This is a genomic window from Parasulfuritortus cantonensis (genome assembly GCF_004337445.1).
In the GTDB taxonomy this organism is placed as follows: domain Bacteria; phylum Pseudomonadota; class Gammaproteobacteria; order Burkholderiales; family Thiobacillaceae; genus Parasulfuritortus; species Parasulfuritortus cantonensis.
Genome location: NZ_SJZB01000046.1, coordinates 42,942 through 57,206 on the forward strand (window position 1 = coordinate 42,942; position 14,265 = coordinate 57,206).

Below are 14,265 nucleotides of genomic sequence, written 5' to 3' on the forward strand. Positions count from 1 at the left end.
GCGGCCATGCGCTACAACTCAGATAGTCGAGCGCCCAACCCGAACGTCATGACCGACCAGGCAGGACCGCTACGCTTCCAACGCCAGATCGTGCTCCCGGTCGCCATCGTCCTGATCGCGCTGGTGGCGGCCCTGCTGCTCGGCTTCCAGCGCTACATCGACTGGCAGGAAGCGGAACACACGCGCTTGACCGTGCGCCAGGCCGGGCAGGTGTGGGAACGCCTGCGCACCATGGACACCCGGCAACTCGATTACTTCGCCAGCCGGGCCGTCGTCGACCCCGCCCTGGTGGCGGCCATGCGCCGGCGCGACGGCGCCGCCCTGCTGGCCCTGGCCAAGCCGGCCTACGACCGCCTGCACGACCAGTTCGGGGTCAGCCATTGGTACTTCATCACGCCCGACCGCCACGTCCTCATGCGCGTGCACGCGCCGAGCAACGTCGGCGACCTGGTCAACCGCAAGACCCTGCTCGAGGCGGTCGCCACCGGGCGCCCGGCAACCGGCCTGGAACTGGGCGCCACGGCCACCCTCACCCTGCGCCACGTCGTGCCCTGGCACGCCGACGGCGAGTTGATCGGCTACCTGGAGATGGGCACCGAGGTCGACTGGTTCGAACGCGTGATCAAGGACATGCTCGGGGTGGAGGTCGCCTCGGCGGTGCACAAGCCGTACACCTCGGCGGCCGACTTCGAGTTCGGCAAGCGCGCGCTCGGCTTCACCGGCCAGTGGCAGGACTACCCCGGCATCGCCATCCTGGGCCAGACCGTGCGCCCGCTGCCGGCGGGGTTGATGGCGCCCTGGCAGGCCTACGCGGCGGGCGGCCCGGAACTCGTCACCGAGGTCGCCGCGGCCGGCCACGTCTGGTCGATCGGCTTCCTGCGCGTGCAGGACTACAGCGGCCGCCCGGTGGCCTCGCTGGCCTTCCTTCGCCCGCTCGACACCGCCCTCGCGGCGCGCGCCGAGCAACTGATGCTGGCGGTCGCCCTGGCCACCGTCCTCACCGTCCTGCTGATCGCCGCCCTGGTCCACCGGGTCCGCCGCATCGAAACCCAGATGGTCGCCGCCCAGTCCGCGCTGCGCGAGAACGAACAGCGCTTCCGCGACTTCGCCTCGGCGTCCTCCGACTGGTGGTTCTGGGAAACCGACGCCGACATGCACTTCACCTACATGTCCGAGAACACGCCGCAAGTGGTCGGCCTGCCGGTCGCCACCATGCTCGGCAAGCGCCGGGACGAACTCGCGGCACCGCCCAAGGCCGGCGAGGAGCCGCGCTGGCAGGGCTATCTGGACACCGTCGCCCGGCGCCAGCCGTTCAACCAGTACGAATACCGGATCGCCCTGCCGAACGGCACCTGCCGCTGGCTCTCGGTGAGCGGCGTGCCCCGCTTCGGCCCCGAAGGCCGCTTCCAGGGCTACCGCGGCACCGGCGCCAACATCACCGAACGCAAGGCGCGCGAGGAGGCGGAGGAATACGTCCGCGAAGGCACCGAGATCAAGCTCGCCGTGGCGCGCGCCATGCAGGAGGTCGAACAGCCCTTCCGGGCGCGCCTGGATGCCGCCTTGCGTGCCCTGGCCGGCCTGCGCGGCGCCCTGCCCGGCGGCGGCGTCCGCGTCGAACTGGCCGGCGAGGAGGCTGGCCCGGGCGGCTTCCACTCCGGCGAGGCGCTCTGGCAGCAGGCCATGCCCGGCATCGAACCGGGCGAGGTGCGCCTGGTGGCGCATTGCCAGGTCCGGCCCGAGCCCGGCCACGGCCACTATTTCATCGCCTTGTCGCACGGCCGCGAGGTGCTCGGCGTGCTCGAGGTCGACACGGTCGCCAAGCCGCCCGACAACCCGGCCCGCCTCGAGGCCCTGCGCCAGATCGGCGAGCTGGTCGCCCTCGGCGTGCTCAACGAGCGTACCGCCCGCCTGCAACGCCAGGCCGCCGTCCAGGCCGAGGCGGCGAGCGTCGCCAAGAGCCAGTTCCTGGCCACCATGAGCCACGAGATCCGCACCCCGCTGAACGGCATCCTGGGCATGGCGCAGTTGCTCCAGGACCCGGACCTGAGCGGCGCGGAGCAGCTCGACTACGCGCAGACCATCCTCAACTCCGGGCAGACCCTGCTGGCCCTCCTGAACGACATCCTCGACCTGTCCAAGATCGAAGCCGGGAAGCTGGAGCTGGACCAACGGCCGCTCATGCCGGCGACCCTGCTGAACGAGTTGCCGCGCCTGTTCCGGGAGGCCGCCGGCCGCAAGCAGCTGGCCATCTCGACGGCCTGGGGCGGCCCGGATTCGGCCGCCTACCTGGGCGACGAGACCCGCCTGCGCCAGATGCTGGCCAACCTGATCAACAACGCCATCAAGTTCACCGAACGGGGCGAGATCCGCCTCGCGGCCCATGAGCTCCGGCGCCAAGACGGCCGGGCCCGGCTGCGCTTCAGCGTCACGGACACCGGCATCGGGGTCGCCGAGGACAAGCTCGACCGCCTGTTCCAGCCCTTCACCCAGGTGGACGGCTCGCACACCCGGCTGTACGGCGGCACCGGCCTGGGCCTGTCCATCGTGCGCAAGCTGGCCGAGGCGATGGGCGGCGCGGTCGGCGTCGAGAGCCGCGCCGGCGAAGGCTCGACCTTCTGGTTCGAGATCGAGGCCGAGTGTGCCGACACCGGGCCCGACCCCACCCGCGACGCCGGCCCGGCCGGCCCGGTGCCGCGCCCGGGGCGGGCGGCCGCGATCCTCGTCGTCGAGGACAACCCGGTCAACCAGATGGTCATCAAGGCGATGCTCGGCAAGCTCGGCCACACCGTGCAGTGCGTCGAGAACGGCCAGCTCGCGGTCGACGCCATCCGCCAGGGCCTGGCCCCGGACCTGGTCTTCATGGACATCCAGATGCCGGTGATGACCGGCTACGAGGCCACCCGCCTGATCCGCCGGTGGGAGGCCGAGCAGGGCCGGCCGCGCCTGGCCATCGTCGCCCTGACGGCGAGCGCCTTCCCGGAAGACCGGGCCGGCTGCGAGCGCGCGGGCATGGACGACTACCTGGCCAAGCCGGTGCAGCTGCCGGCGCTCAAGGCCACCCTGGCCCATTGGCTGGGCGAGCCCTGACGGCCTCGACGGTGGCGGCCGAATACCGGATATCCGAACTGGATTACGTGCGCGCCATGCAGCTGTTCGGGCGCCCGACGGCGCGCCAGCGCCTGGCCTATGCGGCCAGCGCCCTGGTCCTGGCCGGCCTGGTGCTGTTCGCTGGCCCCCTGGTCGCCGGCATGGCGACCGGCGGCCTGATCGGCGGGGGTGCCGGTTATCTGATCGTGCGCCGGCTGATTTCCCCGGCCCTGGCCCGGCGCCACTACCGCCGGTACAAGGCCATGCACGATCCGTTCACGGTCGAGTTGGCCGCCGAGGGGGTCCGTTTCAGGACGCCGGACGCAACCGGCCTGCTGCCCTGGGACAAGATGCTGAAATGGCGCCAGGACGCGGACTACGTCCTCATCTACCCCATGCCGCGCCTGTTCCACATCGTCCCCAAGGCGGTCGCCGGCCAGGGCTTCGACGTCCAGGCGCTGACCGACCGGCTGCGGGCCGAGCTCGGCGAGCCGGTCTGAACGCGTCCGGGCATAATGCCGGTTCGCCATCCGACCGAGAGTGCCACCGTGCCGCTGCCGTCCCGACCCCTTGCCCGCCGCCTGTTCCTGGCCGCCGCCCTCCTGGCCCCGGGTGCCGGCGCGGCCGCCGCGGAGGCGACGCCGGCCCCGGCCGACTTCTCGCCCTACGTCGCCCGCCTGGTCGGCAACCTGTGCCCCGCCTTCGTCGCCCAGATCGCCGACAAGCCGGCCATCGCGCCGATGCTGCGCCGGCGCCCGATCGACGTGGCCGACGTCTGCGCCTGCACGGAGCGCGGCTTCCTCGCCGACGGCCGCCTGCGCAGCGAGTTTGCCCGCCCGCCCGAGCAGGTCGCCGAAAACATGAAGACGGACAACCTGCGCGCCTATTTCACCATGCGCCTGCTGCAAGCGACCATGGCCTGCCTGGCGGCGGAGTTCTCCGACATCCTGGCCGACAACGACCCGGCCCGGCGCTAGCCGCCGGGGCGCTCAGGCCAGCGCCAGCAGCCGGCCCGCCACCTCGGCGGCGCCGTCCGCGACCACCGGGGCCGGGGCGGCCTGCGCCCACAGGGCGGCCAGCGGCGCCGCCAGTTCGCCGTTGAGCAGGACCGCCTCGTCGATCCGGCGCATGCGCGCCACGCGCGCCAGCCAGTCGTCCAGGTAGGGCGTCTCCGGCCAATCGGCGCGCGGGATGGTGAGCACCGGCACGCCGGCCGCCGCCGCCTCGGCGTAGCTGCCGTAGCCGGGCTTGGTGATGAGCGCGTCGGCCGAGGCGAGGACGTCGCGGAACACCATGCCGGTGTCGCGCAGGGCGCGCGTGCACGGGTGGTCGGCGCGCCAGTCGTCCGGGACCAGGAAGACCAGGCCGCGCCGGCACGGCCAGGACTCCACCGGCGGCCGGTAGCGGATGCCGCCCATGCCGACCAGGACCAGGCGGTCGCCGGCGGCGAGGCCGAGCCGGTCCAGCAGCTCGGCGCGGCGGACGCGCCCGGCCTGGACCACGGGCGGCACCGCCACCGTGTTGTCCAGGTCGGCCATGGGCATGGACGGCTGCGGGCGCAGGAACAGGTCGGCCCCGGCGTAGGCCGCGACCATGACGTCGAGGATGGCCGCGGCACCCGCTTCGCCGCCCAGGTAGTGGCGGAAGATGTCGGCCCAGTTGAGCGAGCACATGGCCGCGGAGGCCAGGCCGGCACGCTGCGCCGCGGCCAGGGGCAGGTAGCCGACGTTGCTGAACACGGCGTCGACGCCGAGGTCGTCGAGCCGGCGCGCCTCGGCCTCCACCCGGGCCGGCCAGTCGCGGTGGAATTCCCGGTACGCCGCCAGGCTCGCCGGCACGTCGGCGCGGATGGCGTCGCGCATGACCAGGTTGCAGTCGGAGGCCTCGGCGATGTGCCTGAACGGCATCGCCAGGCGCGCCGCCAGGGTCTCCGGCGCCAGGGCGCTGCGGACCACGAACTCCAGGTCCGGCGCGCGCGCGTGCAGGGCCTCCAGCACCGGCGCGGTCTGCGCCAGGTGGCCGAGGCCGTGGTGGCTGACGGCGACGTACAGGCGTCTCACGGCCGCGCCGCCCCGCCCGCGCTCAGGACCGGCCGGCCAGCCATTCGCGCACCAGCGGGACGGTGACCGGCCGCTTCAGGCTGAGCGAGTAGGCATCCAGGGCATCGACGCCGGCGAGCAGGGAGGGCAGGTCGCGACGGCCGTGGCTGAGCAGGTAGCGCACCACCTCCTCGGCGAGCGCGAGGCCTAGCGCACGCGCGCGTTCGTGAATGGCCGTGGCGCGGTCGGCCTCGTTGAGCGGGCGCAGGCCGAACACCAGGCCCCAGCCCAGGCGGGTGGCCAGGTCGGCACGCAGGGACAACTGGGCCGGGGCCGCCGGACCGGCCGCGAGGACCGTGCCGGCCCCTTCGCGGGCCTGGTTGATGAGCGAGAACAGGCGTACCTGGGCCGCCTCGTCGAGGCCGTCGACGTCGTCCACCGCGAGCAGGCCGTCCAGTTCGTCGGGCAGTTCGGGGCCGCCATAGCGGGCGGCGCGGCCGTGTCGGCCGGCCTCGGCGACCGTGGCCTGGAGCAGGTGGCTGCGGCCGCTGCCGGCGGCGCCCCAGACGTACACCACCGACTCGGGCAACTCGCCGCGCGCCAGGGTGTCGAGGGCGAGCAGCAACTCCAGGTTGTCGCCCGGCATGAAGTTGTCGAAGCGCGGCGGCGCCTCGGGCCGGATGTTCAGGACCAGTTGCCGGATGGCGCTCATCGCCGCCGCTCGGGGTAGAGGTCGAGCAGGCCGGCGCGGCTGGCCGGGCAGACCCCGCGCTCGGTGACCAGGCCGCTGACCAGGCGCGCCGGGGTGACGTCGAAGGCCGGGTTGGCGGCCGGGCTGGCGGCCGGCGTCAGGCGCACGCTGACCAGTTCGCCGGCCGCGTTCTCGCCGGTGATGCGGGTGACCTCGTCGGCCCGGCGCTCCTCGATCGGGATGGCGCGGCCGTCGGCGAGGTCCCAGTCGATGGTCGGGCCCGGCAGGGCGACGTAGAACGGCACGCCGTTGTCGTGCGCCGCCAGGGCCTTGAGATAGGTGCCGATCTTGTTGGCGACGTCGCCGTTGGCGGCCGTGCGGTCGCTGCCGACGATGCACAGGTCGACCTTGCCGTGCTGCATGAGGTGGCCGCCGGCGTTGTCGGCGATCACCGTGTGCGGCACGCCGTGCTGAACCAGTTCCCAGGCGGTCAGGCTGGCGCCCTGGTTGCGCGGCCGGGTCTCGTCGACCCAGACGTGGACCGGCAGGCCGGCGTCGAAGGCGGCATACACCGGCGCCAGGGCGGTGCCCCAGTCCACCGTCGCCAGCCAGCCGGCGTTGCAGTGGGTGAGCACGTTGACCGGCCCAGGCCGCGCCTCGGCGAGCGCGCCGATGAGGCCGGCGCCGTGGCGGCCGATGGCCCGGTTCAGCTCGACGTCCTCGTCGCAGATGGCGGCCGCCTCGGCCCAGGCCGCGGCGCCGCGCGCCTCGGCCGGCAGGGGCGCCAGGCGGGCACGCATGCGTGCCAGCGCCCAGGCCAGGTTGACCGCGGTCGGCCGGGTCGCCGCCAGGGTCGCGCAGGCGGCATCCAGGTCGGCGCCCTCGGTCATGGCCAGGGCGACGCCGTAGGCGGCGGTGGCGCCGATCAGCGGCGCCCCGCGCACGCGCATGACCGCAATCGCCTCGGCGGCGTCGGCCAGGCCGCGCAGGGTGCGCAATTCATAGCGGAAGGGCAGGCGCGTCTGGTCGATGATGACGACGCCGTCGCGCCCGGGCAGGGGCGCGATGGTGCGGGTGGAGAGGCCGTCGACTTTCATGGCCCCGGATTATCCCGCAATTCCGCCACGGCTTGGCTGCCACGGCCGCGGCCGCGGACCGGCGACGATTGCCCGGGGGTCGCGGAATGCATTCGGTTATCCTAATATTTTCATACACCCGGCCTCGGCGCCGGGCCAACCTGGGCTCCCGCCATGAACAACGAAGCTCCCGGCAACCGCTTCCACGGCCTGCTGGGCAATCTGGGCAAGCTGACCTCGATCCGCGACACCGAACTGGTGGAGCAGAGCCTGCTGCGCACCCTCGGCCCCCTGCTCGGCGTCCTCGACACAGAGCTCTACCGCCTGGACGAAAGCCAGACCGTGGTGCGGGTGATCTACAGCCACCGCTCCAAGGTGGTCGACAGCGACGGCGGCGCCCGCCTGGTCGAGCGCATCGAGGAGATCACCAATCCGGGCGACCTGCCGGCCGAGGTCGTCGCCCTGACCGACAACGTCCGCCTGCTGCGCCGGCCATGCACGCGCCGCCAGGGCGACCAGGTGCTGATCGCCTACCCGCTGGTCGGCGACGGCGACGTGCACGGCTACTTCCTGTTCAAGCGCGACCGCGAGGTCTCCCCGAACGAGGACACCGTGATCCGCGGCGTCCTCGAGGTGTTCTCGAACTACTACGCCCTGCTCGACGTCAGCATGCGCGACCGCCTGACCGGCCTGTTCAACCGCCAGGCCCTGGAGAACAGCTTCGAGCGCCTGTGGACGGCGGTCGGCCGGCCCACCTCGGTGTCCGCCGAGGACGACACCCCCGGCCGGCGCGGCCTCCCCAGCCATAGCTACTGGCTGGCCGTGATCGACGTCGACCACTTCAAGCGCATCAACGACACCTACGGCCACATGGTCGGCGACGAGATCCTGCTCCTGGTCGCGCGCCTGATGACTTCCATCTTCCGTTCCACCGACCTGCTCTACCGCTATGGCGGCGAGGAGTTCGTGGCCATCATCAACGCCGAGACGGCCGAGATCGCCCACAACATCTTCGAGCGCGTCCGGCTCGGCATCGCGGCGCACCATTTCCCGCGCATCGACAGCCTGGCGGTCAGCATCGGCTACGCCGCGATCGCGCCCAACCTGCTGCCGGTGGAGGTGCTCAGCCGGGCCGACCGCAGCCTGTACCAGGCCAAGCAGGACGGCCGCAACCGGATCTACGACTACCAGGAACTGGTCGACACCGGCGTCTTCAAGGACGTCGACTACGCCGAACCCGAATTCTTCTGAGCCGGCCGCCCCGCCGGGCCGGCGTGACGGCCGGCAATGCAATACAATCCGCCCATGTTCTCCGAAGCCACCCTGCTGTCCCTGCTCGACCGCCAGTTGATCCACCAGCCCGGCGCCCGCGCCTGTCTGGTCCGCCACGCCGGCAAGCAGGCGCGCCTGACCCTGCCGCTGGCGTCGGTGGCCTTCCGGATCGGCGACGACGGCGGCGTCGGTGCCGCCGACCCCGAGGACGCGATCGCCACCGAGATCGCCATCCGCGCGGAAACGCTGGCTGCCCTGGCGCTCGGCGACCACGACGCCTTCAGCCGCGCCGCGGTGTCGGGCGACGGCGTCCTGGCCGCCGACATCTCCGCCGCCCTGGCCCGCTTCGACTGGGCCCTGGCGCTGCGACCCTACGTCGGCGACATCCTGGCCGCCCGGGCCGCCCAGGCGCTGGCCGGGTTTGGCCACTGGCGCCTGCAGGCGCATGAGGCGGTCGGCCGCAACCTGGCCGAATACGCCACCTTCGAGGCCGGCATGCTGGCCGACAAACACGCGGTGCGCCGCTTCGTCGCCGACGTCGACGCCCTGCGCGACGACGTCGCCCGCCTGGAGGCACGCATCCAACTCCTGGAAGCCGGCCGCAAATGAGGGCGCTGCGCCTGGTCCGCATCCTCGTCACCGGGGCCCGGTACGGGCTCGACGAGTTCTTCCTCGGCCACGAACGCATCAAGGCCCTGCGCTGGCTGGTCAACCTGCTGTTCTTCTGGCGCCCGCTCAGGGAGCCGCGTGCCGTGCGCCTGCGCCGTGCCCTGGAGTCGCTGGGTCCGATCTTCGTCAAGTTCGGCCAGGTGCTGTCGACCCGGCGCGACATGCTGCCCAACGACATCGCCGACGAACTGGCCAAGCTGCAGGACCGGGTGCCGCCCTTCCCGTCCGAGCGCGCCCTGGCCGTCCTGCGCCGGGCCTACGGGCGCGACGCCCACGAGGTGTATGCCGAGTTCGATCCGGTGCCGGTGGCGTCCGCCTCGGTCGCCCAGGTCCACCGGGCCACCCTGAAGACCGGCGAGGCGGTCGCGGTGAAAGTGCTCCGGCCGGGCATCGACAAGGTCATCGACAGCGACATCGCGCTGCTCGACAGCCTGGCCGGCCTGCTCGAAACGCTCTGGTCGGACGGCAAGCGCCTGAAGCCGCGCGAGGTGGTGGGGGAGTTCGCCAAGCACCTCGCCGACGAGCTGGACATGGTGCGCGAGGCGGCCAACTGCTCCCAGCTGCGGCGCAACTTCGACGGCTCGCCCCTGCTCGCCGTGCCGGAGGTCTACTGGGACTACTGCGCCGCGGAAGTCATGGTGATGTCCTGGATGGACGGCACCCCCATCGCCCGCGTCGACGAACTGCGCGCACGCGGGGTCGACATCAAGAAGCTGGCGCGGGCCGGGGTGGAGATATTCTTCACCCAGGTGTTCCGGGACGGTTATTTCCACGCCGACATGCATCCGGGCAACATCCTGGTGACCGATTCCGGGCAGTACGTGGCGCTCGACTTCGGCATCATGGGCACCCTCAACGACGTCGACAAGAACTACCTGGCGCAGAACTTCCTGGCCTTCTTCCGGCGCGACTACAAGCGGGTCGCGCAGACCCACCTTGATTCGGGCTGGATCGCCCCGGACACCCGGGTGGACGAGTTCGAGGCGGCCATCCGGGCGGTCTGCGAACCGGTGTTCGACCGCCCGCTCAAGGAGATCGCCTTCGGCAAGGTCCTGCTGCGCCTGTTCCAGACCTCGCGCCGGTTCGGCATGGAGATCCAGCCCCAGCTGGTGATGCTGCAGAAGACCCTGCTCAACATCGAGGGCCTGGGCCGCCAGCTCGATCCCGACCTCGACCTCTGGGCGACCGCCAAGCCCTTCCTGGAACGCTGGATGAGCGAACAGCTCGGCTGGCGCGGCTGGACCCGCACGCTCAAGGAGGAGGCGCCCTACTGGGGCATGCTGATTCCGCAGCTGCCGCGCCTGGCCCATCAGGCGCTCAGGACCGACCGCCTGGTACGCCTGGAGGAAGGCGTCGAGCTGATGCTGCGCCAGCAGCGCGCGCGCAACCGCTGGCTGGCCGCCATCGCGACCATGCTCGCGGCACTGGTGCTGGCGGCCTTCCTGGGCTGAGCCGCGCGAGCGGCCCGGCCGCTCAGAAGTGGTGGTTGTAGCCGGCCATCGCCGACACCTGGCTGTGCGTGATGGTCAGGCTGTAGGGGTTCGGATCGGTCGTCTCGGTCACCTTGGGCGCGTAGGACAGCGCGAACGCCACGCAGCCCGAATCGCTGACCTTGTAGTCGAAGCCGGCCGTGTAATGCCACTCGACGATGGCCGGGAAGAGCGGTTGCAGGTAGGTGTTCGGGACCGGGTTCTTACCGTAGTTGACGCCCACCCGCACGCCCAGCTTGTCGCTCACCCGGTATTGCGCCCCCAGGGAGTAGACCGTCTGATCGCGCCAGTCCTGAGGCATGGTCAGGGTGGTGCCGTTGAACGACATGGTGAACTTGGACATGGCGTCGGACCAGTTCACCCGGCGCAGGTCCGAGGCGATCATCAGCTTCGGCGTGGCCTGCCAGGCCAGGCCGACGGCATAGGTCTCCGGCCACTGGAAATCGACCACCGTCATCTTGCCGCTCATCGAGCCGATCGGGTCGGTGCCGTCGTACAAGGTCATGGTGGCGCCGTCGGCGGAGGTCTTGAGGTCGTTCAGGTGGGTCTTGCTGTGGTAGGCGGCGCCCAGGGTCAGGGTCGGGCTGACCTTGTAGGTCAGGCCCAGCTTGCCGGCATAGCCGTAGCCCTTGGCCTTGCCGGTGAAATCGTTGCTGTCCGAGAAGGAAATGTAGGCCGCGCTGGCGCCGCCCAGGTTGCCGCCCATGGCCGCGACCTGGTCGCTGCTCGCCACCATGCCGACGTCGAGCATGGCCCAGACGAAGTCGAGCGAGGCGCCGACGGTGAGCTTCGGGCTCACCTCGTAGGCGACCGGGAAGATGACCCGGCCGACGCCCAGTTCCGAGCGCACGTTTTCGCCCGTACCCATGGAGAACATGCTGTCGCGGCCGTATTCGGTACCCATGCCGCCTTGCGCGAACATGCCGACGCCGTAGGTCAGCGGACCTTCCTTGCGGCCCCAGCCGATGGCCGGCATGTAGTAGGAATCGCCGCCGGAATCGGCCACGCCGCGCACCGAGACATCCGGGCCCAGGTGGTGCAGGGCCAGGGCCAGCTGGTCGCCGGGCACCGTCAGGGCCAGGGTGGCCGGGTTGTTCATCATCGCCGCCATGCCGCTGTCATAGGCCATCGCGGCCCCCCCCATGCTCATCGCCAAGGGCCCGTAGCCCTCCAGGTTCATGCCGTTGGTGGCGTGGGCGGAGAAGGCGATGCACGACAGGGCGATCGCCAGGGGCGTGGCTCTCAGGGCGGGGATGGTCTGCATGATGTCTGTTCTTTGGTCTGTTTGCGGGAGCGGGGGATGGTAGCGAATCAGTAAATCAGCATAGCCCAATATTCTTATAGGCATATAAAACGTATTTATATTCAGGGCTCCGCGCCGGCGGGCCGGTCAGATCTCGACCTGGACGCCCATCTCGACGACGCGGTTCGCGGGGATGCGGAAGAAGGTCATCGGGCTGACGGCGCTGCGCGCCATGGCGGCGAACAGGTGCTCGCGCCATACCGCCATGCCGTCGCCCCTGGTCGGGATCAGGTTCTCCCGGCTGTAGAAGAAGGTGGTGTCCATCATGTCGAAGCCGTGGCCGCAGGTGCAGGTCGCCAGGGCGGCCGGGATGTCGATGTCGTCCATGAAGCCGTAGCTGACCGCGACCCGGTAGAACCCCGCGGCCAGCTGCTCGGCATGCAGGCGCGCGTCGCCCGCGACATAGGGGACGTCGTGGTAACGCACGGTCAGGATGACGACCCGTTCGTGCAACACCTTGTTGTGCTTGAGGTTGTGCAGCAGGGCGCGCGGCGTGCCGCTGGCATCGGCGGTCATGAACACCGCGGTCCCCGACACCCGCAGCGGCGGATGGGCCTGCAGGCTGGGCAGGAAGTCTTCCAGCGGGATGTTCTCCGTGCGCAGCCGGCGCAGGACGATCTCGCGGCCGCGCTTCCAGGTCACCATCAGGCTGAACACGACCAGCGCCACGGCGAGCGGGAACCAGCCGCCGTCCGGGATCTTGACCGCGTTTGCGGCGAAGAAGGACAGGTCGACGCTGAGCAGGGCCAGCATGCCGAGCAGGGTCGCGAACAGGCCGAGGTCCCAGCGCACGCGCATGACCACGAACACCAGGATGGTGTCGATGGCGAAGGTGCCGGTCACCGCGATGCCGTAGGCGGCGGCCAGGTTGCTGGAATCCCGGAAGCCGAGGATCAGCGCGGCGACGCCGAACATCAGGACCCAGTTCACGAACGGGATGTAGATCTGGCCGGCCTCCCTGGCCGAGGTGTGGTGGATGGCCAGCCTGGGCGCGAAACCCAGTTGGATGACCTGGCGGGTCACCGAGAAGGCGCCCGAGATGACCGCCTGGGAGGCGATCACGGTGGCCGCGGCGGCCAGGCCGACCATCGGATAGAGCGCCCATTCGGGGGCCATCAGGTAGAACGGGTTGCGCACCGCCTCCGGGGCGCGCAGCAGCAGCGCCCCCTGGCCGAAGTAGTTGAGCAGCAGGGCCGGCAGGACGTAGCCGAACCAGACCAACTGGATCGGCCGGCGGCCGAAATGGCCCATGTCGGCATAGAGCGCCTCGGCGCCGGTGATGGCCAGGACCACGGCGCCCAGGATGAGGAAGCCGGCCAGGCCGTGACGATGCAGGAACCCGACCGCGTGGTGCGGGTCCATGGCCGCCAGCACGCCCGGATTGCCCAGCACGCTGAACAGGCCGAGGACGCCGAGGACGCCGAACCAGACCAGCATGACGGGTCCGAACAGGCGCCCGATGGTGCCGGTGCCGTAACGCTGCAAGAAGAACAGGCCGACCAGGATGCCGAGGGAGAGCGGCAGGATGAAGGGATGCAGGGCCGGCGAGCCGACCTGCAGGCCCTCGATCGCCGACATCACCGAGATCGCGGGGGTGATCAGGCTGTCGCCGAAGAACATCGAGGCCCCGGCGAAGCCGAGCATGGTCAATACCCAATGGATGCGGGAACCGAGCGGCGCCTGGCGCTGGGCGAGCGACAACAGGGCGAGTATGCCGCCCTCGCCCTTGTTGTCCGCCCGCATCATGATGCCGACGTACTTGAGGGAAACCACCAGCATCAGGGCCCAGAAGATGAGCGACAGGACCCCGAGCACGTTGGCATGGGAAAAGGCCAGGTGGTGGCCGCCGAAGACCTCCTTCATGGTGTACAGCGGGCTCGTGCCGATGTCGCCGAACACCACGCCCATGGCGGCGAGCGCGAGACCGGCCAGGGGCGACTTGTCCGGCGCGGGATGGGCACTGGGCATCAGGATTCCGGGGACCTTGGAGGTGGCGGAAACATACTCTCGCCCCGGGGCGATTTCAATTCGCCCGCCGGGCCGTTTCCGGGCGACCCGCCACCGGCGGCCGGCGCCTCGGGCCGGTAAGCCTGGAGGCCGGTCCAGCGGCCGCGCCACAGCGGCGCCGGCCGGTAGGCCACACCGGTGAGCGCGCTGAGCACCGGCCCCGCCTGGCCGAGCGCGCACGCCGACCGGCCCGCCCCCCACACGACCCAGATGGTCCGTCCCGGCGCCGGCAGGGCGGGCAGCAGAAAGGCCGCGTAGGTCACGCCCCGGCAATGGGCCGTCTCGGCCGCCGTCGAATCGAGCACCCGGGTCCGTCCGTCCGCCTCGGGCCAAAGGGCGTAGACGCGTGGCAGCCGGTCGCCGAGGTAGAACCAGAGCGGGTAATACGACTCCCAGCGGCCCAGCAGCATGACGTCGTCCGGCCGGGCGTTGGCACGCCAGTATTGCGCCAGGCTGCGCCAGTCCTCCTTGTGCTCGTGCTTGAAGTAATGCTGGGTCGAGGCCAGAAAGGTCAGCACGCTCACGAGCACGGCCAGCCGGGCCACGCCAGGGCGATGCAGGCAGCCCGGTAACAGGGCGAGGCCGGCCACGGCCAGGACATGGCCCGGCAGCAGCGTCCGAAGCAGGAACA

11 protein-coding genes and 1 pseudogene are annotated in these 14,265 nt (G+C 71.0%); 6 read left to right on the top strand and 6 right to left on the bottom strand.

Translation table 11 applies throughout. The annotated features are described in order from the left end of the window. The first annotated feature begins 6 nt into the window (after positions 1 to 6). The 3 genes and pseudogenes from EZJ19_RS13460 to EZJ19_RS13470 all read left to right on the top strand — a co-directional run bounded on the left by EZJ19_RS13460 (position 7) and on the right by EZJ19_RS13470 (position 4,064). A complete protein-coding gene (locus EZJ19_RS13460; RefSeq protein WP_131448428.1) occupies positions 7 to 3,087 on the top strand; it encodes an ATP-binding protein in 3,081 nt (1,026 codons plus the stop codon). A gap of 350 nt (positions 3,088 to 3,437) precedes the next feature. Next, positions 3,438 to 3,485 (top strand): annotated as a pseudogene (locus EZJ19_RS16815) (hypothetical protein); the annotation flags it as partial. A 150-nt stretch (positions 3,486 to 3,635) separates the two neighbouring features. Continuing rightward, complete coding sequence (locus EZJ19_RS13470; RefSeq protein WP_131448432.1) at positions 3,636 to 4,064, top strand: hypothetical protein; 429 nt, start codon at positions 3,636 to 3,638, stop codon at positions 4,062 to 4,064. Positions 4,065 to 4,076: 12 nt separating this feature from the next. Here EZJ19_RS13470 and EZJ19_RS13475 read toward each other — a convergent pair whose 3' ends face one another. The 3 genes from EZJ19_RS13475 to mtnA are packed head-to-tail and all read right to left on the bottom strand — an operon-like array spanning position 4,077 to position 6,914. Further along, the gene (locus EZJ19_RS13475; RefSeq protein ID WP_131448434.1) at positions 4,077 to 5,147 is read right to left on the bottom strand and encodes a hypothetical protein; all 1,071 of its coding nucleotides are present in this window, start codon (positions 5,145 to 5,147) and stop codon (positions 4,077 to 4,079) included. Between the two features lie 22 nt (positions 5,148 to 5,169). After that, on the bottom strand, positions 5,170 to 5,838 hold the full coding sequence (gene hda / locus EZJ19_RS13480) for a DnaA regulatory inactivator Hda (RefSeq protein WP_240754774.1): 669 nt from the start codon (positions 5,836 to 5,838) through the stop codon (positions 5,170 to 5,172). Further along, positions 5,835 to 6,914, bottom strand: a complete 1,080-nt coding sequence (gene mtnA, locus EZJ19_RS13485; RefSeq protein WP_131448436.1) for an S-methyl-5-thioribose-1-phosphate isomerase — start codon at positions 6,912 to 6,914, stop codon at positions 5,835 to 5,837. The genes hda and mtnA overlap by 4 nt, the downstream gene beginning before the upstream one ends. A 153-nt stretch (positions 6,915 to 7,067) precedes the next feature. Here mtnA and EZJ19_RS13490 point away from each other — a divergent pair, with 153 nt between their 5' ends. The 3 genes from EZJ19_RS13490 to ubiB are packed head-to-tail and all read left to right on the top strand — an operon-like array spanning position 7,068 to position 10,285. Next, entirely contained in the window at positions 7,068 to 8,144 is a 1,077-nt protein-coding gene (locus EZJ19_RS13490; RefSeq protein ID WP_131448438.1) for a GGDEF domain-containing protein, read from the top strand. Positions 8,145 to 8,198: 54 nt separating this feature from the next. Next, a complete protein-coding gene (locus EZJ19_RS13495; RefSeq protein WP_131448440.1) occupies positions 8,199 to 8,774 on the top strand; it encodes a ubiquinone biosynthesis accessory factor UbiJ in 576 nt (191 codons plus the stop codon). After that, positions 8,771 to 10,285, top strand: coding sequence for a ubiquinone biosynthesis regulatory protein kinase UbiB (gene ubiB, locus EZJ19_RS13500; protein WP_131448442.1), 1,515 nt, complete (start codon positions 8,771 to 8,773; stop codon positions 10,283 to 10,285). The genes EZJ19_RS13495 and ubiB overlap by 4 nt, the downstream gene beginning before the upstream one ends. Before the next feature lie 22 nt (positions 10,286 to 10,307). Here the strand turns inward: ubiB and EZJ19_RS13505 are convergent, their stop codons facing one another. The 3 genes from EZJ19_RS13505 to EZJ19_RS15930 all read right to left on the bottom strand — a co-directional run. Continuing rightward, complete coding sequence (locus tag EZJ19_RS13505) at positions 10,308 to 11,588, bottom strand: OmpP1/FadL family transporter (RefSeq protein ID WP_165873575.1); 1,281 nt, start codon at positions 11,586 to 11,588, stop codon at positions 10,308 to 10,310. Between the two features lie 126 nt (positions 11,589 to 11,714). Beyond that, complete coding sequence (locus EZJ19_RS13510) at positions 11,715 to 13,595, bottom strand: potassium transporter Kup (RefSeq protein ID WP_131448446.1); 1,881 nt, start codon at positions 13,593 to 13,595, stop codon at positions 11,715 to 11,717. Then, on the bottom strand, positions 13,595 to 14,265 hold a 671-nt coding region (locus tag EZJ19_RS15930; protein WP_165873576.1), incomplete at its 5' end, for a hypothetical protein. The genes EZJ19_RS13510 and EZJ19_RS15930, both read right to left, overlap by 1 nt.

Bases quoted from the DNA above. Each gene is read 5' to 3' on its own strand.
- EZJ19_RS13460 (WP_131448428.1), top strand. From the start codon at position 7: ATGCGCTACAACTCAGATAGTCGAGCGCCCAACCCGAACGTCATGACC.
- hda (WP_240754774.1), bottom strand. From the start codon at position 5,838: ATGAGCGCCATCCGGCAACTGGTCCTGAACATCCGGCCCGAGGCGCCG.
- mtnA (WP_131448436.1), bottom strand. From the start codon at position 6,914: ATGAAAGTCGACGGCCTCTCCACCCGCACCATCGCGCCCCTGCCCGGG.
- EZJ19_RS13490 (WP_131448438.1), top strand. From the start codon at position 7,068: ATGAACAACGAAGCTCCCGGCAACCGCTTCCACGGCCTGCTGGGCAAT.
- EZJ19_RS13495 (WP_131448440.1), top strand. From the start codon at position 8,199: ATGTTCTCCGAAGCCACCCTGCTGTCCCTGCTCGACCGCCAGTTGATC.
- ubiB (WP_131448442.1), top strand. From the start codon at position 8,771: ATGAGGGCGCTGCGCCTGGTCCGCATCCTCGTCACCGGGGCCCGGTAC.
- EZJ19_RS13505 (WP_165873575.1), bottom strand. From the start codon at position 11,588: ATGCAGACCATCCCCGCCCTGAGAGCCACGCCCCTGGCGATCGCCCTG.
- EZJ19_RS13510 (WP_131448446.1), bottom strand. From the start codon at position 13,595: ATGCCCAGTGCCCATCCCGCGCCGGACAAGTCGCCCCTGGCCGGTCTC.